Below are 22,568 nucleotides of genomic sequence, written 5' to 3' on the forward strand. Positions count from 1 at the left end.
CATGAACACGATCAAACGAATCGATCCGCGCCGGCCGTTCATCGTCACGACAGCGGGACTGCGGCGTATCACGCTGGGCGAAGCCGGCACGGGCGTGTTGCAGGATTTCGCATCGGCCCATGCCACGCATCGCGATACGGCAAAGCCGCGTCGCACGACGAAGCCCGCGCGGCGCAGCGTGCTGGTGGCGGCCCATACGGATCGCGGCGCGCTCGACGATCACGCGCGCCAGGCGCTTGCCGCTGCGGCGCTGCTCGCTGACGACGAGACGGAGGTCGTGCTGATCGCGTTCGGCGCGTTCAACGACGACGCGGCATCGCTCGGCGCGGATCGCATCATCGAACTCGATGCCTTCGATAGCCGGCGTTTTGCGCCCGACGAAGAACTGCGCGCGCTCGCCGCATGCGCCGCTGCGTTCGCGCCCGCGCATCTTTTCATGCCCGACAACGCAACGGGCGATGGCGATCTCGGCCGCCGTTACGCGGCGCTCGCCGGTGCGAGCATCGCGACGCATGTCGTCGAACTGGATGCCACGCACGCCGCGAGTTATGTGCAAGCGGGACGCGCATGGGCATCGCGTGCATTGCCGGAGGTCGTGATGCTCGCGCCGAATGCCGTCGATGCGAAGCTGCCTTTCGTCGGCGCGGGCGAGCGCGTGGCGAGCGAGGGCATCGTCCCTGCATCGACCGCGAGCGCGTATGTCGATCTCGGCATCGAGGAGCTGGACGCCGCGCAGATCGCGCTGGAAGAGGCGGATTTCATCGTGTCGGCGGGCAATGGCGTCTCCGACGTTGCCGCGTTCGAGGCGCTTGCCACCACGCTCGGCGCTGCGATAGGCGCGAGCCGCGTCGCGGTGGATGACGGCAAGTTCACGCGCGACAAGCAGATCGGCGCAACGGGCAAGACCGTGCAGGCGAGCGTGTATATCGCGTTCGGCATCTCGGGCGCGGTGCAGCATCTGCAAGGCATCAAGGATTGCCGTCACGTCATTGCGGTGAATTCCGATGCAAGCGCGCCCATTGCGAAACGCGCGAATCTCACGGTCGTCGCGGATACGCAAGAGACGATCAAGGCGCTTACCGATGCAGCCGCGGCCGCGCGCGCATCGCGTGGCAACGGAGCGTCCATCGTGCTCGGCGCGCCGCTCGCGGAAGGAGTGTTCGCATGAAGATCGCCGTACTCGTTTCCGTGGGACGCCATCCGGTAAGCGGTGTCGCGCGCTATAGCCGCAACGACGCCGCCGCGCTGACCATCGCGCTCGATATCGCGAAGCATCAAGGCGCTCAACTCGACGTGCTGCACGCGGGCGATCCTTCGAACCCCGCGCTTGCGGAGTATCTCGCACTCGGCGCGCCGCGCGTCGAAGTGCTCAACACCGAAGGCGATGCGTGCGCCGCGCTCGCAGAGCGCATTGCGGGCTATGACCTCGTGCTGACGGGAACGCGCGCAGAAGGCGCATTCGATAGCGGCACGTTGCCGTACAGGCTCGCGAATGCGTTGAACATCGCGCTCGTCGGGTCAGCGGTGGATTTGAGCGTGACGAAGGAAGGCGTCGAGGTGCGCCAGTTCATGCCCAAGGGCCTGCGCCGGCGCGTGCGCGTGCAACTGCCTGCGCTCATCGCCGTGCATCCGCTCGCCAATGCCGCGCCGCGTTATGCGTATGCGCGCATGCGCGAGGGACAGGTCGTGCCGGTCGCATCGAATGCGCTGGCGGACAACGAGGGCAAGGCGTGGACGCTCGGCCCTATCGCAGCGAAGCCCAAGCGCCTCGCCGCGCCGGAGAAGCGCAGCGGTCACGCCCGCATGCTCTCCGCGACGACGACGGAGAGCCGTGGCGGCAGCGTCGTAATTGAAGGGAGTTCCGTCGAAAAAGCACAAGTGATTCTGGCGTATTTGCGCGAGCATCAACTGGTCGATTACTGATTTCGACGCGCAGCAGACGATAAACGGGCCAAAGCGGGGCCAAAGCGATGCAGGAGCACACGATGAAAGTATCGGCAGACGTTCGCGCAATGATCGAACGCCGCAAGAAGGGCTACACGCTCGAAGCGCCGTTCTATACGAGCGAAGAGATTCACGCGCTCGATATGGACGCCATCTTCAAGCGGCACTGGATTCAGGTCGCTGTAGAGCCGGACGTGCCCGAGCCCGGTGACTACACGACTGTCGAGATCGGCAGCGATTCGATTCTGATCGTGCGCGACGACGACATGCAGATTCGTGCGTTCCATAACGTGTGCCGTCATCGCGGCGCGCGGCTGTGCAACGAAGAGAAAGGCTCGCTCGGCAATATCGTGTGCCCGTATCACAGCTGGACGTATAGCCTCAACGGCGATCTCATGTACGCGGAGCACATGGGCGACCAGTTCGACCGCTGCAAGCACAGCCTGAAGAAGGTGCACGTCGAGAATCTGGCAGGCCTGATCTTCATCTGTCTCGCCGACGAACCGCCCGCCGATTTCGCCGTGGTGCGCGCGGCCATGGAGCCGTATCTGCTTCCGCATGGCCTGAACGATTGCAAGATCGCGGCGAGCATCGATATCGTGGAGAAGGGCAACTGGAAGCTCACGATGGAGAACAATCGCGAGTGCTATCACTGCGTCGCGAATCATCCCGAGCTCACCATTTCGCTCTATGAATACGGCTTCGGCTATCAGCGCTCGCCCGCGAACGAGGAAGGCATGGCGGCGTTCGAGCGCACGGTCGTCGAACGCACGAAGCAATGGGAAGCGATGAATCTGCCGTCGGCGGAGATCGATCGTCTGTCCGATCTCGTCACCGGCTTTCGCACGCAGCGCCTGCCGCTCGATCGCGACGGCGAATCGCAGACGCTCGACGCGAAGGTCGCATCGAAGAAGCTGTTGGGCGGCTTCGCGCGCGCGGACCTCGGCGGCTTGTCGTTCTGGACGCAGCCGAATTCGTGGCATCACTTCATGAGCGATCACATCGTGACGTTCTGCGTGATTCCGCTCTCTGCAGGCGAAACGCTCGTGCGCACGAAGTGGCTCGTGCACAAGGACGCGCAGGAAGGCATCGACTACGACGTCGATAACCTCACCGCCGTGTGGCGCGCGACGAACGATCAGGACCGCACGCTCGTCGAGTACTCGCAACTGGGCGCGGTCAGCAGCGCCTACGAGCCGGGCCCGTATTCGCCCTATACCGAAGGCCTCGTCGAGAAGTTCTGCGAGTGGTACATCGGGCGGCTCGGCGACTATGCGAACGCGCCCGACGAGAAGCTCGCGTCGCATGGCGAGAAAGTCGTTTCCTTCATGCGCTAGGCGCGTTAAAGAGGCACATCATGATGCGCGATCAGGCGACGTTCGAGCCGACTCCAAGCCGCGTGACTCAACCGAGGTTCTGGGGCGCGCTGCCCGCGCGCTGGAACAGCGACACCGACGATACGCTCGTCTGCTGCCACGTTCGGCAGGAAACGCACGACGTGAAGAGCTTTTTCTTCCGTGCAGCCGATGAACGCACATTCGTCTTCGAGCCGGGACAGTTCATCACGCTGGAACTCGACATCGACGGCGAGCCGGTGAACCGCTGCTATACGATCTCGTCCGCGCCCACGCGTCCGCACACCATCTCGATCACGGTGAAGCGCGTGCCGGGCGGCAAGGTGTCGAACTGGCTGCATGACAACGTCGTCGCGGGATCGCGCGTGCGCGTGCTCGGACCATCGGGCGAGTTCACCTGCGCGCGGCATCCGGCGCGCAAGTTCCTGTTTCTCTCGGCGGGATCGGGCATTACGCCGCTCATGTCGATGAGCCGCGCGCATCACGAACTGGGCGACGATGCCGATATCGTCTTCGTGCATAGCGCGCGCACGCCGGACGACATCATCTTCGCGCGCGAGCTGGATCTCATCGCGTCGAATCATGCGAATTTCCGCACGGCGTTCGTGTGCGAGCGTGTGGGCGCGCGCACGAATTGGCCTGGAATCACGGGCTTTTTGAGCTTGCCGCTGCTGAAGCTGATTGCGCCGGACTTTCTGGAACGGGAGATCTTCACGTGCGGTCCTGCGCCGTACATGAAAGCAGTGCGCGATCTGCTCGACGAAGGCGGCTTCGATCGGACGCACTATCACGAAGAGAGCTTCTCGTTCGAGACCATCGCGGACGTGGCATCGCAACTGGCGAGCGCGCATGTCGGCGATGCACTGGCCGCGCACGCCGAGACCATCGAAGCACGCGATGATTCGAGCGGCTTCGCGCCCGCGCCGGTGGACACCACGTTCAAGGTGAGCTTCGCCAAGAGCCGGCGCGAGATCGAATGCGGCAGCACGCAGCATGTGCTCGACGCCGCGAAGAAAGCGGGCGTGCGCCTGCCGTCGTCGTGTACGCAGGGCATGTGCGGCACGTGCAAGGTGAAGCTCGTCTCCGGCGAAGTATCGATGAAACATGCGGGCGGCATCCGTCAGCGCGAGATCGATCAGGGCATGGTGCTGCTGTGTTGCAGCACGCCGCTCACCGATCTCGTCGTCGATAAATAACGCGTCGCTTCTGGACAACTGCGTGTCGTAAAAGTGCGTTACGTCGCAATTCTGGCTGGCGATTCTGCATACACGGCGTGGGGCCGCAAAGGGGAAAGCAATGAAAGCGATGAGAAGACTGTTCGTGCTGGGCGCGATGAGCGCGGCCCTCGCAGCGAGCATGGGTGCGCTCGCCGATGAGAAGCCGACCATCAAGATCGGCTACGTCGAAGGATGGGACGATAGCGTGGCGACGTCGAACGTGGCGGCGCGCATCATCGAAAAACGGCTCGGCTATCAGGTGCAACTGGTGCCGGTCGCGGCGGGCGTGATGTGGCAGGGCGTGGCGCGGGGCGACCTCGACGCGACGCTGTCCGCATGGCTGCCTGTGACGCACGGCGCTTACTGGAACAACTTCAAGTCCAAGGTCGTGAATCTCGGACCGAACTTCAATGACGCGAAGATCGGCCTGATCGTGCCGGAAAACGCGGACGTATCGAGCCTGTCCGACCTCGAAGCGAAGAAGGCGGAGTTCGATTCGCGCATCGTCGGCATCGACGCGGGCGCGGGCGTCATGCAGAAGACGAGCGAAGCGATCAAGGCCTACAGCCTCGATTACCGGCTCATGCCGAGTTCCGGCAGCGCGATGACGGCGGAACTTGCGCGCTCGGAAGCGGCCAAGAAGCCGATCATCGTGACCGGCTGGAAGCCGCACTGGATGTTCGCGAAGTACAAGCTGAAGTTCCTCGAAGATCCGAAGAAGGTCTTCGGCGAGGCGGAGCATGTCGATAGCGTGGTCAATCCCGAGCTTGAGAAGAAGGCGCCGCCTGTCGTCGCGTTCCTCAAGAAATTCCAGTGGAAGCCGGGCGAAATCGACAGCGTGATGCTCGCGACGCAGAACGGCGAAAAGCCGGCTGCTGCCGCGGACGCATGGATCAGCGCACACGGCGATCGCGTGGATAGCTGGGTGAAGTAAGCGTTAGGCAGCACCCGTGAGAAAGCGCCGCTCGTCAGCGGCGCTTTTTGCATTTAAGGCGTCAGCGCAGCACGACGGTCCTCTCGCCGTTGATAAACACGCGCCGCTCGACGAACGCCTTCACGGCACGCGCAAGCGTGATGCATTCCACATCGCGTCCGGTCGCGAGCAGACGCTCCGGGCTATACGCGTGATCGACGCGCTCCACTTCCTGTTCGATGATCGGGCCTTCGTCGAGATCGTCGGTGACGAAGTGCGCGGTCGCGCCGATGAGTTTCACGCCGCGCGCATGCGCTTGATGATACGGCTTCGCGCCCTTGAAGCCGGGCAGAAACGAGTGATGGATGTTGATCGCGCGGCCCGCGAGCTTGCGGCTGGTATCGGCCGAGAGAATCTGCATGTAGCGCGCGAGAATCAGCAACTCGGCGCCCGATGTCTCGAAGAGATCGAGCACGCGCGCTTCCTGTTGCGGCTTGGTGTCGGCCGTGATCGGCAGATGATGAAACGGCAGGCCGTGCTGCGCGGCGAGCGGCGCGAGGTCCGTATGATTCGAAGCGATGCCCACGATATCCATCTTGAGTTCGCCCATGCGCCAGCGGAACAGCAGGTCCGCGAGGCAGTGTTCGAGCTTCGACACCATGATGAGCACCTTGGGCCGCACGGCGAGATCGTGCATGGCCCACGTCATCGAAAAGCGCGTGGCGATGGGCGCGAATTCGCGTTGCAGCATCGCGAGGTCCAGCGTGTCGTCGCGGCGCGCGGCATGGAAGACGCAGCGCACGAAGAAGCGTTCGCTCAGATCGTCGTCGAAGACGCTGAGTTCGTCGATATAGCCGTGGTGGTGCTCCAGAAAGCCGACTATCGCGGCTACCTGACCCGCCGCGCTCGGGCACGCGACGGTGAGCACCAGTTGATTGAGGCGAGGTTGCGCTGACATGCGTGCTCCACGTTCGTGAGAAGGCGTCGCCCGCAATCGGGCGAGCGTCTCGCTAGTAGAGCAAATGGAGCGGCGCGCGCGATAGAAGCGTTACGCCGTCGCGCTGGTATGAAAGCGTCAGCCCGCTTGCAGGCTCACGCGTTCTTGCGCGGACATCAGCATGGCGCGCATTGGCGATTGAATGGCGACGAAGTGAACCATCAAGCTCGACGGCTGCTGGAAGTACCACGGCGTGTTCAGGCTCACGCAGTCGTGGCCGCTCTTGAGCGTCCAGCCGAGCCGCTCGCGCAGCAGATTCGCGATGATCGTCTGATCGCCGCCGTTCGCGTACGTGCTCGACTTATCCGGCGCGGCGCTCACGTGCCGATAGATTTCATCGACGAAAGCCGCGTTCTCCGCCGTGCGCCTGAAGCCGAGCACGCCCGCGTTGATGACCCACGGACCGATGTCGTGCGCGGCGAGAATGTCACGCTCCACGAGCAGCGGTTCGAGCGGCTTCTTCTGGTTGACGAACAGAATGTCGGCATCGATCCAGATCATCCATTCGTGATGCGGCAAGTGCTTGCGCAGGAACCAGGGCTTGAGCCAAGTGCCGGTGCTGCCGGGATCGGCGTCGGCGGGCGTGTCGCGATAGACGTAGAGCGTGTAGCCGTGGCGCTCGCAATAGCGCCGCATGTTCTGCTCCGCGATAGCGCCGTAGTTGCGCACGTTCGCCGTGTAATACGTCACAAGGGCAATGGGCCGGCCAGGATTGAAGACGCTGAAGGGCTCCGCGGGCGCGTACGCCGCATGCCGGGAGAAGTCCAGAAGACGCACGCCTTTCTGCTGGCAATCGTTGATGTGCTCGGCGAGCGCGTCGCGGAACGACGCATGGATGAACCCGTACATCTCCTGTTCCCACATGACGATGGTCCACAGATTGGCGTGGTTCGCCCAGACGGGTTCGAAGCGCGGATTGCAGAACATGGCGCACATGATCCCGCCGCGCTCGCCGTGCGGCTCGATGTAGTCGAGCGGGGAGAGAAGCTGGATTTCGTCGTCGGTCGCGCCGCAGATCTTGCACTGCTCGATGCAGTGAACGATGAAATCGCGGATGGGCTGCGTATTGCGCCACACGTGCAGCGCGGTTTGTTCCTTGCCGGTGTTGCCGCCGAGCGCGGGCAGAAGATGCTGACGGCCATCGGCCATGGGTTCCACCGGATGCATGTTCAAAACGAGGCAGTCTTCGCTGAAGCAGACGAGCAGCGCATGCTCGGGCATCTGCCGGAGGTGATGCAGCACCGTTTCGTACTTCAGCAGAAGGCGTTGCGCTCTGGATTCGATCCCGACCAGCGAGATGGTCTCGTGCTCGTAGCCCAGTTGCGCGCAATAGTGCTTGTGATTGACGAGAACTGCGGGTGCGTCGACTCGGAGAAAGCTCAGGCAGCGGGTAGTCATAGGTCGTACTGGAAACAATGCGGACGTTGCGTGATTGCGATTTTTTACACTTTTCGAAGTATGAGGAGCGCGCGCGCAGAGCGGTATCGGGCATGTCTGAAATCGAAGAAATTCGATGGACGCGCCGCGTAGGCAAAGAGGGAGGGTCCCGGTCGAGGCATGTCGCGTGGAGTGCCACGCGCCGTCATCGACGGCTCACATGTTCGACAACACCTGCGCGAGCGCCATTGCGACGGTTGCCAGATGCGGCTCGACGACGAGGTCGTGATGCCGTCCCTCCACCTGCATGATGCGCAGGCCCTGTTTCGCGACGCGCTGCCACACCGGCAGCGGATCGCCGCGATCGTCCTGCATGATCGACGCGCGCACGTAGACGATCGGGCCGCCCAGATAACGGCGCGGCTTGTAGGTCGTCATCGCCACGCGCATGGATTCGCGCACGAGCATCAGCGGCGGCGGCAGGCTGCGCGTTTCGGGGCCGGGCCGCTGCGCCGTCTTGCCGAGCCGCATGCGGACGTGGTCCGTGAGCGCGAGCGCCTTGCCGCGCACGTACCGCACGCGCGAGCGCGCATCGAGCGAGCGGAATTCCCGCATGCGATACGCGAGCATGGCGACCTGATAGCGCGCCCACGCCGAAAGCGGCAGACAACGTTCGTGCACGTAGGTATCGAGCAGACAGAGCATTTCGATCTGCTCGCCCGCCTTTACGAGCTGCTGCGCGATCTCCAGCGCGACCAGTCCGCCGAACGAATAGCCGACGAGCGCATATGGGCCGGTCGGCTGCACGCCGCGCATGCGCAGCACGTAAGCGCGCGCCATGTCCTCGACGCTGCGCTGCGGCGTTTCATCGCCATCCAGCCCTTGCGCCTGCAGCCCGTAGATGGGCCGCTCGCTTTGTAGCGTAGCCGCGAGCGTCAGGCACTCCATGACCGATCCCGTGATGCTATGGACCATGAAGAGCGGCCGGCCGCGGCCCGCGCGCATCTGCACGAGCGTCGAGTTGGCGGCGCTCGTGCCCTGGTCGGAAACGATTGCGCCGGCGAGCCGCGCAATCGTTGGCGCGACGATCAACGTGGCAATCGGCAGGGTGCGACCGGTCGTCCGCCGGATATCGGCGAGCATGCGGGCCGCCAGCAGCGAGTGTCCGCCGAGTTCGAAAAAGTTGTCTTCCCGGCCGATCGGCGCGAAGTTGAAGTACCGCTCCCAGAGCGCGCATAGATACGCTTCGACACTCTCCGCCGATCCCCCCGGCACGGGCAGCTCACCCGTCTGCCGCGCGAGCAGCGGGTGCTCGCGAATGCCGTCGAGACAGCCGGGATTCGCGAGCGACGACACGTTGCGCGCGGGCAGCCCGTTGACGGCATCGCGGGCGGCGGCCTCCGACGGCTTGCCGTTGTGCGTGACCGGCAGGCCGTCGACCTGCACGATCACGTCGGGCACGAGCGCGGCGGAGCCTTGCCGCATGATCTCGCGTCGCATGCGCACGGCGAGCGTCGCATTCAGATGCGCGCCGGGCCGCAGCACGATGAGCAGCACGATCCGCTGGCCGCTCTCGCCCGCGCGCGCACCCGTTTGCGCCACGGCCATCGCCTGACAGACTTCGGGAATGTCGCTGAGGATGCGATAGATCTCCCCGGGACTCACGTTGATGCCGCGAACATTGAGCACGCCGTCGCTGCGGCCATGCAGACGCGCGGAGCCTTCGGGCGAGAATTCGATTACATCGCCGTGCGTCCAGACGCCTTCGTTCTGCGAAAAATATGCGCTGTGAAAGCGCAAGCCCTCGTCGTCGCCGAAGAAGCCGAGCGGCCGCGACGGAAACGGATTCGTGCAGACGAGCTCGCCCGGCAGCGCCGAGGGCGCGCCATGATCGAACGCCTGCACGTCGAGGCCGAGGCTCTTGCACTGAGCCTCGCCCGCGAACACGGGCAGATTCGGATTACCCAGCACGAAGCAGCCGAGGATATCGGTGCCGCCCGAGATCGACTGAAGCTGCAACGGCTTCACATGCCGATGAACCCAGTGGAACTGCGAATCGAACAGCACGGCGCCGGTCGACATCATCGCGCGCAGCGCAGACAGGTCGAACTGCGCGGCCGGTTCCAGACCCGCGTCCTCGCTCATCTTCAGATAAGCGGGACTGGTGCCGAACACCGTGACGTGCTCGTTCGCCACGATGCGCCAGAGCGTATCCACCGCCGCGACGGGCCCGTCGTACGTCACGATCTGCACGCCCGATGCGAGCGCCGACAACTGCCAGTTCCACATCATCCACGAGCAGCTCGTGAAGAAGAACAGCTTGTCGCCGGGGCGGAGGTCGCTATGCAGGCGGTGCTCCTTCACATGCTCGATGAGCGTCCCGCCCGCGCCGTGCACGATGCATTTCGGCTTGCCGGTAGTGCCCGACGAAAACATGATGAAGAGCGGATGCGCGAACGGGAAGCGCTGCCACGCGAATCGGGCGGCGTCGCCTTGCAGGATCAGCTCGCGCAAGGCGTGCTGACGCGTGCCGATGCCGGTCGGCAGCGGCGTGTCGTCGAGACACACGATATCCGTGAGCGACGGCAGTTCGGCCGCGACCGCCGCGACGTGCGCGCTGAGCGAGCCGGCCGTATCGAACGAACGCGGCATGGTATGCGCGATCAACATGCGCGGCGCGAGCGGCGCGAAGCGGTCGACGATGGATTGCACGCCATTCTCGGGCGCGGCCGTGGAGAGCGTCGCGCCGAGCGCGGTGACGGCGAGCGCGGCGGCGATCGCGTCGGCGTCGTTGCGCATGATCGCGACGACGCGGTCGCCCGGTCCGAGCCCCAGTTCGCGCAGGGCCTGCGCAAGCCGCATGACGCGTTCGCGCAATTCGCCGCGCGTATAGGCGACGCGGCCGCCATCGGCATAACAGGAAGCGAGCGCGGGGGCGTCGTTGGACGCAATGCCCGGATTCAGCAGGTTCTCGGCATAGTTCAACTGCACATGCGGGAAGAAGCGCGCGGTCTCACAGCGATCGCCGATGCAAACCGGGTCAGTGTTGCCCGACCATTCCAGCCCTTGCGCGGATTGCAGAAAGTATTGCCAGAAGCGGCGGAATTCGCGGGCGCTGTAGGCGTGCAATGACGGGTAATCGGCGAAATGCTCGCCTGTCAGTGCTTCGAAGCCTTCGGTGAAGCGCGTCATGCTGGAGCGCGCGATACGCTCCGCGTCCGGCTGAAACAGGGATGGGCGCGAGCCCGCACGCGCACGCTCGCGCATAGCGTTGTGACGTTGCATGTTGCGACGGACCTGTAATCTGCGCTGCGTGATTGAATGCTTATTTGTTCAGCGGCCGGCTCCGAAAATCTCTCAGTTTCCGGTACAGCGCCTTGCCGCCGGTCAGGGGTGTGAAGTCAGAGTACCGCGAGCGAAATCGCCGCAATGTGCGACCACGCACAAACGGGCATCCGTGTTTTTCCGTCTATCGAGCGGTCCGTGGCGGGTGCTTTCTCGTCGCGACGTTGCCTCGGGCAGGATGAGAAACATTTCGGAATTCAAAATGCTTGCCACGGTGCGCGTTGATCACTGCCATGTGGCAGCGTGGTGAATTCGCGCACCGGGTTGGGCGCTGGGTAGCGTTGCGCGGGGCAAGAAGCGCATGCGCTGCCCTCAAAGAGACTTCTCGCGACGGCGGCAACGTCGCCATCCGCCGCCGCGAACTACTTGGGCACGAAGACGGGCGACATCGGCATGGCGTTAGCGGCGGCATACCGCGAGCGCGGAGCGCCATGCGCATTGCAAGGAGCGCATCCAAGCGCGTTCCGGTGCGGCCCCCGAAGAACCGCTTCTCGCGACGGCGGCATCGTCGACATCCGCCGCCGCGAACTACTCGGGCAGGTAGACCGGCGACATCGGCATGGCGTTCGCGGCGGGCAATACCGCGAGTTTGGAGCGCCATGCGCGTTGCAAGTAGAGCATGCAGGCGCGTTGCGGCGCGGCCGCTGAAAGCCGCCTCTCGCGACGCGTGCATCGTCGCATTCGGCGGCCGCGATCTATTCGCGGCGCACAGACCGGCGATATAAGCATGGCGTTCCCGGCGGGCAATACCGCGAGCGCGGAGCGCTATGCGCGTTGCAAGTAGAGCATGCAGGCGCGTTGCGGGCGCGGCCGCTGAAAGCCGCTTCTCGCGACGCGTGCATCGTCGCGAATCGGCGGCCGCGAACTACTTGGGCACGAAGACGGGCGACATCGGCATGGCGTTCGCGGCGGGCAATACCGCGAGCGCGGAGCGCCATGCGCGTGGCAAGAAGCGCATGCAAGTACGTTCCGACGCTGCTCGGAAAGGCGCCTCTCGCGACGCCGGCATCGTCGCCATTCCGCGGCCGCGAACTACTCGGGCGCGCAGACCGGCTACATTGGCATGGTGCTCGCGGCGGCAATACCGCGAGCGCAGAGCGCCATGCGCGTGGCAAGAAGCGCGAGCAAGCAGGTTCCGACGCGGCCCGGAAAGGCGCCTCTCGCGACGGCGGCATCGTCGCCATTCCGCCGCCGCGAACAGCGCTTGTTATGCGGCCCGAGCAACCGGCTTGCCGTCGCGCGCGGCATCGACCGTCTCGGCGCCCGCGTGTCCCGACCGAGCGCGCCACGTTCTCAGCAGCAACGCGTTCGTCACGACGCTCACGCTCGAAAACGCCATCGCCGCGCCCGCGTACATCGGATCGAGCATGCCGAGCGCCGCGAGCGGAATGCCGATCAGGTTGTAGACGAACGCCCAGAACAGGTTCTGGCGGATCTTGCGATACGTGCGCCGCGAAATGTCGATGGCATCGGCGACGAGCGCAGGATCGCCGCGCATGAGCGTGATGCCCGCCGCTTCGATCGCGACGTCCGTGCCGCTCGCCATCGCAATGCCGATGTCGGCGGCGGCGAGCGCGGGCGCGTCGTTGATGCCGTCGCCCGCCATCGCCACGACGCCGTTCGCCGACGCCTTCAGTCGCGCGACGACCTGCGCCTTGTCGCCGGGCAGCGTCTGCGCGAACACCCGCTCCGGCGCGATGCCGAGCGCCCGCGCGACGGCATGCGCGCTGCCCGCGTTGTCGCCGGTCACGAGCGCGGCTTTCACGCCCATGTGCGAGAGACGTTCGATGGCGGCGCGCGCGGTAGGCTTCACGGTGTCGCCGAACGCGAGCAGCGCGAGCACCGCGCCGCGCTCCGGCTCGAACAGCCACGAGATGGTGTTGCCCTGCGCTTCGAGTTGGCGGGCACGCTCGGCGAGCGCGTCGGGCACGGCCGGGTTCGATTCTTTCAGCCAGCGCCCGCTGCCGATCGCGATGCGTCGCGGCGCGCCAGCGTTCCCGGCCATGGCGACGTCCGCTTCCACGCCGCGCCCCGCGACTGCGTGCGCGGCGCTCGCTTCAAAGCGCCGCGTCGTGTTGGCATCGCCCGCTGCCGCGACGACCGCCTTCGCGAGCGGATGCTCGCTCATGCGCTGCACGGCCGCCGCGAGCGCGAGCGCCTCGCCGCGATCCTGCCCCGGCGCGGCGTCGAACGCGACGAGCGCCGGCCGCCCGACTGTGAGCGTGCCAGTCTTGTCGAACGCGACGATTTCGATGGCATGCGCGCGCTCCAGCGCCTCGGCGTCCTTGATGAGGATGCCCTGACGCGCCGCGACGCCGGTGCCCGCCATGATCGCGGTCGGCGTCGCGAGGCCGAGCGCGCACGGGCATGCGATCACCAGCACCGCGACCGCATTGAGCAACGCCGTCTCGCCGCTCGCGCCGTGTAGCAGCCAGCCGGCGAGCGTGACGAGCGCGATGCCGAGAATCGCCGGCACGAACGCGGCCGACACGCGATCGACGAGCCGCTGGATCGGCGCCTTCTCGGCCTGCGCCGACTCGACGAGCCGGATGATGCGCGCGAGCGTCGTCTCCGCGCCGACGGCGGTGGTTTCGATGGCGATGACGCCTTCGCCGTTGATCGAGCCGCCTGTCGCGCGCGCGCCCGGTTCCTTGGCGACCGGCAGGCTTTCGCCGGTGATCAGCGATTCGTCGATATGCGTGCGGCCCTCGCGCACGATGCCGTCCACCGGCACGCGCTCGCCCGGCCGCACGATGGCGATATCGCCGATCCGCACATCCGCGAGCGCGATTTCGCGTTCCCGCGCGGGATCGGCGGCATCGCGGATGCGCGCCTTGTCCGGGCGAAGCGCGTTGAGCGCGCGGATCGCGTCGGTCGTCTGGCGCTTCGCGCGCGCCTCCAGCCACTTGCCGAAGCGCACCAGCGTGATGACCACGGCCGACGCCTCGAAGTACAAATGCGCGTGGCCGTGCGCGAACATCTGATAGACCGACACGCCCCATGCCGCCGACGTCCCGAGCGCGACGAGCAGACCCATGTTTCCCGAGAGCGCCCGCACGGCGCGATAGCCGCCGACATAGAAACGCCATCCGAAGCCGAACTGCACGACGCTCGCGAGCGCCAGTTGCAGCCACGGCGAGAGGTCGAAGCCGAGCATCGGCGCAAGAAGCGGCACGGAGAGCACCGCGCTGCCGATGACCGCCGCGAGTTCCCGGTCGCGCGTGTGCGATGCGTCGGCGGCGGGCGGCGCGTCGGGCACGATGCGCGTGGCTTCGTAGCCGGCTTTCGTGATGGCGGCGAGCAGTTGGTCGTCGGTGACAGCGTCGCTCGCGTGAACGGTGGCGCGCTCGGTCGCGAGATTGACGGCGACGGCATCCACGCCCGGCACGCGCTTGAGCATCTTTTCGACGCGCGCGACGCACGACGCGCACGTCATGCCGCCGACGGCGAATTCGGCGGTCCGTTCCGATTGAGTTGAAGCCGATGACATGGTGAAACGCTCCGGATCTGGCTGAACGGGCGCAATTGCCGTTCTCATGCCTCCAGTATCGACCTTCCCATGACTGGAAGGTCAAGCGCGCTTCTCAGCCGCGCGGCGGATCGTTCAGGGTGGCGGACATGGCGTCGGCGAGCGCGTGCGCCGCGTCGCCGCCGCGCTGACGCAGACCCGCGACCGCGCCCAGGCGGTCGGCATCGGCCTTGTTCTGCGAGAGCTTGGCCTTGCCGACGAGCCGCGTCACCTCGATCTCGATGCCGACGATCGCGCCCAGCAACTCGTCGATGTAATCGCGCGGCGCGTCGCCCATCTTCCACGGCGCGGGCTCCGCCGCTTCCATCTTGCGCGTGAGCCGCGCAACGACGCCGCGCACGTAGGCTTCGTCGTCGCGCACGATGATGCGGCCGTGCGCATGCACGACGAAATAATTCCAGGTCGGCACCTGCCGATGCGTTTCCTGCTTGCTCGGATAGAAATTCGGCGAGATATACCCGGCTTCGCCCTGAAAGATCACGAGCACGTTCTCGCCCCGCGCGACTTCCTTCCAGACCGGATTTGCCCGCGCCACATGCGCCCTCAGGACGCCGTGCTCGCCCGCAGCCGCGTCAAATTCGAACGGAACGTGGTTTGCGTCCAGCCCGCTCGGGCCGTGCGTGACGAGCGCGCCGAACGGGTTCGCGGCGATCAGCGCGTGAAGCACATCGGCGCGGTTTTCTTCGAAATGGGCGGGCAGATACATCGGTCGGCTCTGTGACGGTGGAATGAAGGACAGCAGGAATCCCGATGTTACGCGATGCCGGCGCATGCGGTTTGCTTCAGTCATCAGCGCCTGATGACGGTTTTGGCAAAGGCTCCTTGCCTATCATCAGCGGATACGTTAAAACCCGAATTTCGAGATAGTTTTCGCGCCTGTAACAAAGGCGCAAACGTTAAGGCGGCAGCATCGGTTTGCGCGCCGGAAGTTGCGCCAGCCCATGCGAAACAAGAACCGGACTCCCATTCGAATGAACCTACAACGACGCTGGACCTTCCCGCTCAACGCCGCTTTCTGTCTCGGCGCAAGCATCGCCGGAACGAGCCTCCTGTCCGGCTGCGCGGCGAACAAGCCGCCCGAAGCCAAAGCCAGCACCGGCTGGGTGAAGGACCAGGTGGCGGATGCCTACACGTTCGGCTTTCCGCTCGTTGTCTCGGACATCGCCCGTGAGCGCGCGAGCGGCAACGCGGCGCAGTCGGGCCGCGCGCCGCTCAACACGTTCCGGCACGCGAGCGCGCTGCCGCCCGTGGGCGCGGCGGGCTGGCCGAGCGTCGATACGCTCGACTCCACCGCATGGCTGGATGTGTCGGCCGATCCGGTGATCGTCTCGCTGCCGGCCGCGCCGCGCGGGCGCTATCTGGACGCGCGCGCCTTCGATGCGTGGACCAACGCGCTCTATTCGAGCGCCGATACCACGCCGTATCCGAAGACGCAGTCGATCGCGTTCGTGCCGGCGGGCTTCAGCGGCACGCTGCCCGCGGATGCCACGCGCGTCGAATGCCGCACGCGCTACGTGTGGCTCTCCGTGCGCGTGCGCGTGAACGGCCCGCGCGACGTGCGCGAGGCGCGCAAGCTGCAAACCGCTATGCGCATCGAGCCGCTCACGCCCGCGAAGGGTTCCGTCGCCGATACGACGCCCGCCGTCGCCGGCGCGTGGCCCGGCGGCAGCAGCGGCCAGCAGCCGTCGGTGCCGCCGCTGCCCGCCGCGCTGGCGACGGCATCGCCCGGTGCGCAAGCCGAATCGCTCGACGCGAGCGCCTTCTTCGCGCGTCTTGCCCGCTCGCTCGACGACAACCCGCCCGCCACCGTCGACACGCCCGCAATGAGCCGTCTCGCCGCGATCGGTGTGAAGCCTGGCGAGCCGGTGCGCTTCAAGGCCACGGACGCGCCGGTGCTCGACGCGGGCATCACCGAGGCGCGCGAGCGGCTCTCGACCGTGCCGCCCAACGCCATCACCAAGAACGGCTGGACGTGGTTCGGCGACGGCGTCGGCAACTACGGCACCGACTACACGCTGCGCGCCTATCTCGCGCGCCGGCAGACGGCGACGAGCACGAAAGACGGCGAAACGAAGCCGGTCGCATCCGTCGACAGCGACGGCCACGCGCTGAACGGCGCGAACGACTACGTGCTGCACTTCGAGCCGAATCAGCTTCCGCCGGTGCGCGGCTTTTGGACGCTCACGGCGTACACGAAAGACGGCGCGCTCGCCGATGCCAAAGTGCCGCGCCTGTCCATCTCCGACCGGGACCGCCTGAAGAAGAATCGCGACGGCTCCATCGACGTGATGGTGTCGTCGGAGTCGCCCCGCAAGGGGCGTGCGTCGAACTGGCTGCCCGCGCCCGCGGGCGAATTCCGGCTCGCGATGCGGCTTTATGCGCCGAAGCCGCAGGCGAGCGACGGCACGTGGGCGCCGCCGCCGGTGCAGCGGCAGTAACGCGTTTTTTGCGCGGCGTCATCGAAGAGTTTTGACAACGTTGGCGCGGCGCATCGTCGTATACTCGGGCATCCTCCTTCCGAGACGGCGAAATCGCGCCGCGCCGATGCGCGCATCGCGTCGCCGCGCATCGCATGTCAAGCACCACGAAGTCAACGTTCACCACGGCCGGGCAGACCTTGCGCGGCGTGGTCCACGCGCGCCGCACGCGGCGCATCGCGATCGGGTTCGTCGTCGCGCTGCTGGCGATCGGGCTGCTCGGGTTTTTCGTCGCGCCGCCGGTTATCCGGCACGTCGCCGAACAGCAGCTTTCGAAACAGCTCGACCGGCCGGTGAGCATCCGGCGCATCGCGCTCAATCCCTATACCCTCGATTTCGAAGCCGATGACGTGCATATCGGCGAATCCCGCGCCCAAGGTCCGAACGCGGCGGGCTTCGTGGATGTGTCGCGGCTCGTCGTGCGCACGTCGTGGACGTCGCTGTTCCGGCTCGCGCCGGTTATCGATGAACTGAAAGTCGACTCGCCGCGCATCAACATCGTCCGGTACGACGCCGAGCATTTCAATTTCTCCGATCTGATCGCGAAGTTCTCGAAGCCTTCGTCGCCGCCCTCGGACAAGCCCGCGCGTTTCTCGGTGTCGAATATCCGGATCGAGAACGGGCGCATCGTTTTCGACGACAGGCTCACGAAAACCAAGCACACCATCGACCGCTTCGCGCTAGGCATTCCGTTCATCGCGACCTTGCCGTCCGCCACGGACATCTTCGTGACGCCGCTTTTGCAGGCGCGCATCGACGGCTCGCCGCTCGTGCTGAAGGGCCGCACGAAGCCGTTCGCGCAGTCGCGGGAATCCGAGATTGCGCTGACGCTCGACGGGCTCGACGTGCCGCAATTGGCGTCGTACGCGCCCGCCTCGCTGCCGGTCGCGGTCAAGAGCGGCCGGCTTTCGACCGATCTCAACGTGCGTTTCGCGATTACGGGCGACGTGCCGACCATCCGCATCGACGGCACCGCCGATCTCGCCGACGCCGCCGTGACCGATCGCGCTAACGCGCCGCTCATCGCCGCTCGCGCGCTGCACGTCAAGATCGCGGATATGCAGCCGCTGCGCAGCGTCTATCACTTCGACGAAATCACGCTGTCCGGGCCGGATGCGCATATCACGCGCGACGCCTCGGGCGTGTACAACGTGACCAGGCTCGCGTCGCCTTCGAAGCCTGAACCCGCGAAGCCTGCGGACAGCAAGTCTCAACCGCTCGACCTCGCGATCCGCCATCTCGCCATCGACGGCGGGCGCCTCGCATATGCCGACGATCTGCTGAAGCAGCACGTCGAAGCCGCGCTGACGAACCTCGCCGTCACGCTCGACGGCTTCTCCACGCTCGGCAAGACGCCCGCGCGCTACACGCTCAAGACCGCGTCGGACAAGGGCGGCACGCTCGCCGCGTCGGGCAGCGTCACGCTCGCCGCCCACACGGCGGACGCGAGGCTCGCGCTCGACGCGTTGCCGCTGCCGCCGCTGCAGCCGTACATCGCGAACATGGTGGCGGCGCGCGTCGTCGCGGGCACGGTGAGCGCGAATCTGCCGGTGTCGGTCCACTGGTCGAAGCCCGATGCCGGCGCGCAAGTCGGCGCGGGCGATGTCACGCTCGCCGGTCTCACGCTCGTGCCGTCGAATGCGACGGGCGCGGCGCCGATCAAGCTCGGATCGGCGCTCGCGAAGATCGGCAAGGTCGATGTAGCCGCGCGCACGGCCGCGCTCGACAGCGTGCGGGTGAGCGGCCTCGCGCTGGAGGCGACGCGCCGCAAGGACGGCAGCATCGATCTGGCGGCGCTTGGCGGACCGCACGAGGCCGCGCCGGAGCAAACGGCGACGCGCAAGGTGCAGAAGGCGCAAGAGGCCGGTCCGGCGTGGCGCTATCAGATCGGCCAGATCGGGCTGGACGGCGCGTCGGCCGAGTTCACCGACGAAACGACCGCGCGGCCGGTGAAGCTGCGCGTCGCGCCGCTGTCGGTGGATGTCAGGCAGTTCAGCGACGATATGACCAAGCCGCTTCCCATCGACGGCAAGCTCACGCTCAACGGCCGCGGCGCGCTCGCCGTGAACGGCAATGTCACGCTCAGTCCGCTCAAGGTCGCGCTGCATGTGAAGGGCGATCAGGTGGATGTGTCCGCGTTCGAGCCGTATTTCGGCGACAAGCTCAACGTCGAAGTGGCGAGCGCGGCGCTCAACGCGAACGGCGACGTGGCGATGTCGGGCAGCGGCAAGACGCTCGCGGCGTCGTACAAGGGCGACGCGTCGCTCACCGACGTGCGCATGATCGACAAGGCCACGTCGGACCGCTTCGCCGGCTGGAAGCTGCTGGGCCTCACGAATCTGAAGGCGAGCTACGGCGAGCGCGGCACGGACGTGGAGGCGGCGCGCGTGACGTTCGCCAATTTCTACGGCCGCGTGCTGCTGGATGCGCAGGGCAAGCTGAACCTGAAGAACGTCGTGGCGAGCGATCACGCAGCCGGGCAATCGGTGACGCAGCCGGCGGCGTCAGCGTCAGCGTCGGCGTCGGCGCCGGTTGCCGCGAGCGCGCCCGGCGACGCGGCGAAATCCGGGCCGCCGGTGAATCTGCGCTTCGGCGAGCTCGTCTTGCAGAACGGCCGCGTCACGTACACCGACGACTTCATCAAGCCGAACTACACGGCCAATCTCGTGGCGATCAACGGGACCATCGGCGCGTTCGGCACGCATTCGACGACGCCCGCGCCCGTCGACGTCACCGCGAAGCTCGCGGCGAACGGACCGGTGTCGATCAAGGGGCAGGTGAATCCGCTGATCGCGAAGCCCGCGCTCGATCTGACCGCGAGCGCGCACGACGTGGAGTTGACCAACCTCACGCCGTATTCGGCGAAATACGCGGGCTACCCGATCACCAAGGGCAAGCTGAACGTCGATCTGCACTACATGCTCGCCGACGACAAGCTGACGGCGAACAACCACCTGTTCATCGATCAGTTGACCTTCGGCGATCACATCGACAATCCCAGCGCGACGAAGCTGCCAGTGCGGCTCGCGGTATCGCTCTTGAAGAACTCGCGCGGCGAAATCGACGTGAACATTCCGATTTCCGGCTCGCTGTCGAACCCGGAGTTTTCGGTCGGCGGGCTCGTGTGGCAGGCCATTCTGAACCTCGTGCAGAAGGCCGTCACCGCGCCGTTCTCGCTGCTGGCGCATGCGTTCGGCGGCAACGGCGAGGAGTTGAACTACGTGGAATTCGACGCCGGCTCAGCGACGCTCACCGATGCCGCGCAGAAGAAGCTCGACACGATTGCGAAGGCGCTCGCGGACAAGCCGTCGATCCGGCTGGACGTGAGCGGCCGCGTCGATCCGAAGGTGGACGAACCGGGCTTGCGCAGCGCGTGGCTGGACGCGCAGGTGAAGCGCGCGAAGGTGCGCGACATGTCGAGCAACGGTGAAAACGTCGACTGGGGGAGCGTGAAGGTGTCCGGCGACGACTACGACAAGTACCTGACGAAGGTCTACAAATCGGCCGATTTCAAGAAGCCGCGCAATATGATCGGTCTGACCAAGACCTTGCCGGATGCCGATATGAAGGCTGCGCTGCTGCAGAACGCGCCGGTCGACGAGGCGTCTTTGCGGGACCTCGCGCAGCGGCGCGCGCAGGCGGTGCAGGAATATTTCGACGGCAAGATCGACAGCAGCCGGATTTTCGTGGTCGCGCCGAAGCTGACTGCCGACGGCATCGACGATAAAGGCGCGGGAAGCCGCGTCGATCTGGGCCTGAAATAGCGGCGTTAGCCGAACGGACGATCTCGAAGAACAGCGAGGGGCGAATTACGATGAGCCAAACCGGAGATTCGAAAGAAAACCCGAGTCAGCCGATGGCAACGCCTTACGAGCAGGACGTCGTCGCGTGGGCCAGGGAACAGGCCGCGCTGCTGCGTGCAGGGAAGCTCACGGCCATCGATATCGAACATGTCGCAGAGGAAATCGAGGACGTGGGTAGGAGCGAACAACGCGAACTGGCGAACCGGATGTCGGTGTTGCTGGCGAATTTGTTGAAGTGGACGTATCAGCACGCAAGGCGCAGCAAGAGCTGGAGCCATACCATCGGCACGCAGCGCAAAGAAGTCGCATACGTGCTGAACGAAGCGCCGAGCCTGCGCGGAAAGTTCGACGACGCCGCGTGGATCGACGTGGTGTGGTCGCGCGCACGCAATCTCGCGGAATCGGAAACCGGTCTCGATATCGACGCGTTTCCCGAGACCTGCCCCTGGCCGATGGCGCAGGTTCTCGATCCGGAGTTTTATCCTGACTGAGGCGAGGGGCGCTGTACACAGCGTCGGCAGCCGCGCCAATTCGGACGTTTCGCAGGTTTGTGACCTGCCTGCGAAACGTCGGGATGTCTCAGCGTAACGCCATACATTGTGACAGTCATGGTCGGCCGATCTACGAGAATTGCAGCCTTATCGCGCTTGGCACCGTATGCGCAATCGACAAGGAACTGCAATGGCCGAAACATCTAGGCAACGTACCGGCGAACTTCTCAAGAAGTTGTTCGACATTCTAATATCTCACCCCGAAGGCATGCCGGCGAGAGAAGCGTTGCAGATGTTGGCCCAGAGCGTGACCTTAACGCCTCACGAAGCCGGACGGTACGAGAGTTCGGGCTTAAGACGATTCGAGAAGATCGTACGCTTCGCGACTGTGGCGTGCGTAAAGGCCGGTTGGCTAGTCAAGCACAAAGGGGTCTGGGCAGTCACCGACGAAGGGATATCGGTGCACGAGAAGTTCAAAGAACCAGCTGACTTCTGCCGTGAAGCGGACCGCTTATATGGGCAGTGGCGTGCGTCTCAGTCTCGCGATCCCGTCGGACTGGCTAGCGTTTCGGCGAAACTGAGCGAACAAGCAGCATTGTCCTTCGACGTCGATGCCGAGGCAGCTAGCGTTACATTCGAACAAGCCGAAGAGCAAGCCTGGGGCGAAATCGAACGCCACCTGCACGCGATGCCGCCGTACGAATTTCAAGACCTTGTCGCTGACTTGTTAAGGGCGATGGGCTATCACATAGGTTGGGTCTCGCCGCCGGGCAAGGACGGCGGTGTTGACATCATCGCAAACACCGACCCGCTGGGAACACGCCCGCCGCGCATCAAAGTACAAGTCAAACGCGTCGGACATCGCGTAGACAAGGACGGGCTCAAGTCTTTCATCGCCATCATCAACGAGGACGACGTTGGCTTATACGTCGCGCTCGGTGGCTTCACACGCGACGCGGAGTCTTTCGCGAGAAATCAGGAGCGTCGCAAGATCACCTTAATCGACTCCGAGCGGCTGATTGAACTATGGATAGAGTTCTATCGGAAGCTCGACGATGGGGCGCGAGCGCGCATGCCGCTCACGCCGATCTACTTCCTCACTCCCCAGAGTTAGACGCGC

At 65.4% G+C, this 22,568-nt stretch carries 14 protein-coding genes; 9 read left to right on the forward strand and 5 right to left on the reverse strand.

Annotation, left to right across the window (positions count from 1 at the left end; translation table 11 throughout):
- Position 1: 1 nt before the first annotated feature.
- The 5 genes from LDZ26_RS13710 (at position 2) to LDZ26_RS13730 (ending at position 5,450) form a co-directional block, all read left to right on the forward strand.
- A complete protein-coding gene (locus LDZ26_RS13710; RefSeq protein WP_244849726.1) occupies positions 2–1,168 on the forward strand; it encodes an electron transfer flavoprotein subunit alpha/FixB family protein in 1,167 nt (388 codons plus the stop codon).
- Positions 1,165–1,923 carry an electron transfer flavoprotein subunit beta/FixA family protein gene (locus tag LDZ26_RS13715; RefSeq protein ID WP_244849727.1) on the forward strand — a complete coding sequence of 253 codons (759 nt, stop codon included), beginning with the start codon at positions 1,165–1,167 and terminating at the stop codon, positions 1,921–1,923. The genes LDZ26_RS13710 and LDZ26_RS13715 overlap by 4 nt, the downstream gene beginning before the upstream one ends.
- Positions 1,924–1,985: 62 nt before the next feature.
- Complete coding sequence (locus LDZ26_RS13720) at positions 1,986–3,281, forward strand: SRPBCC family protein (RefSeq protein ID WP_244849728.1); 1,296 nt, start codon at positions 1,986–1,988, stop codon at positions 3,279–3,281.
- Between the two features lie 23 nt (positions 3,282–3,304).
- Entirely contained in the window at positions 3,305–4,495 is a 1,191-nt protein-coding gene (locus LDZ26_RS13725; protein WP_244850201.1) for a hybrid-cluster NAD(P)-dependent oxidoreductase, read from the forward strand.
- A gap of 100 nt (positions 4,496–4,595) precedes the next feature.
- Positions 4,596–5,450, forward strand: a complete 855-nt coding sequence (locus LDZ26_RS13730; protein ID WP_244849729.1) for a glycine betaine ABC transporter substrate-binding protein — start codon at positions 4,596–4,598, stop codon at positions 5,448–5,450.
- A 61-nt stretch (positions 5,451–5,511) separates the two neighbouring features.
- Here the strand turns inward: LDZ26_RS13730 and purU are convergent, their stop codons facing one another.
- The 5 genes from purU to LDZ26_RS13755 form a co-directional block, all read right to left on the reverse strand.
- On the reverse strand, positions 5,512–6,387 hold the full coding sequence (gene purU, locus LDZ26_RS13735) for a formyltetrahydrofolate deformylase (protein WP_244849730.1): 876 nt from the start codon (positions 6,385–6,387) through the stop codon (positions 5,512–5,514).
- Between the two features lie 117 nt (positions 6,388–6,504).
- Positions 6,505–7,824: a hypothetical protein gene (locus LDZ26_RS13740; RefSeq protein ID WP_244849731.1), complete on the reverse strand. Its 1,320-nt coding sequence runs from the start codon at positions 7,822–7,824 to the stop codon at positions 6,505–6,507.
- 195 nt (positions 7,825–8,019) lie between these two features.
- Positions 8,020–11,088, reverse strand: coding sequence for an acetoacetate--CoA ligase (locus LDZ26_RS13745; protein WP_255775007.1), 3,069 nt, complete (start codon positions 11,086–11,088; stop codon positions 8,020–8,022).
- A 1,267-nt stretch (positions 11,089–12,355) separates the two neighbouring features.
- Positions 12,356–14,638, reverse strand: coding sequence for a cation-translocating P-type ATPase (locus LDZ26_RS13750; protein ID WP_244849733.1), 2,283 nt, complete (start codon positions 14,636–14,638; stop codon positions 12,356–12,358).
- 94 nt (positions 14,639–14,732) lie between these two features.
- Positions 14,733–15,383, reverse strand: a complete 651-nt coding sequence (locus LDZ26_RS13755; RefSeq protein ID WP_244849734.1) for an FMN-binding negative transcriptional regulator — start codon at positions 15,381–15,383, stop codon at positions 14,733–14,735.
- Between the two features lie 265 nt (positions 15,384–15,648).
- Between LDZ26_RS13755 and LDZ26_RS13760 the strand changes: the two genes are divergently transcribed.
- The 4 genes from LDZ26_RS13760 to LDZ26_RS13775 all read left to right on the forward strand — a co-directional run bounded on the left by LDZ26_RS13760 (position 15,649) and on the right by LDZ26_RS13775 (position 22,562).
- Positions 15,649–17,115, forward strand: coding sequence for a DUF1254 domain-containing protein (locus LDZ26_RS13760; protein WP_244849735.1), 1,467 nt, complete (start codon positions 15,649–15,651; stop codon positions 17,113–17,115).
- A 134-nt stretch (positions 17,116–17,249) separates the two neighbouring features.
- A complete protein-coding gene (locus LDZ26_RS13765) occupies positions 17,250–20,918 on the forward strand; it encodes a DUF748 domain-containing protein (RefSeq protein WP_244849736.1) in 3,669 nt (1,222 codons plus the stop codon).
- A gap of 92 nt (positions 20,919–21,010) precedes the next feature.
- Positions 21,011–21,448 carry a DUF29 domain-containing protein gene (locus LDZ26_RS13770; protein WP_244849737.1) on the forward strand — a complete coding sequence of 146 codons (438 nt, stop codon included), beginning with the start codon at positions 21,011–21,013 and terminating at the stop codon, positions 21,446–21,448.
- Positions 21,449–21,638: 190 nt separating this feature from the next.
- Complete coding sequence (locus LDZ26_RS13775) at positions 21,639–22,562, forward strand: restriction endonuclease (RefSeq protein WP_244849738.1); 924 nt, start codon at positions 21,639–21,641, stop codon at positions 22,560–22,562.
- Positions 22,563–22,568: the final 6 nt, after the last annotated feature.

Source organism: Caballeronia sp. SL2Y3 (assembly GCF_022879575.1).
Lineage (GTDB): Bacteria > Pseudomonadota > Gammaproteobacteria > Burkholderiales > Burkholderiaceae > Caballeronia.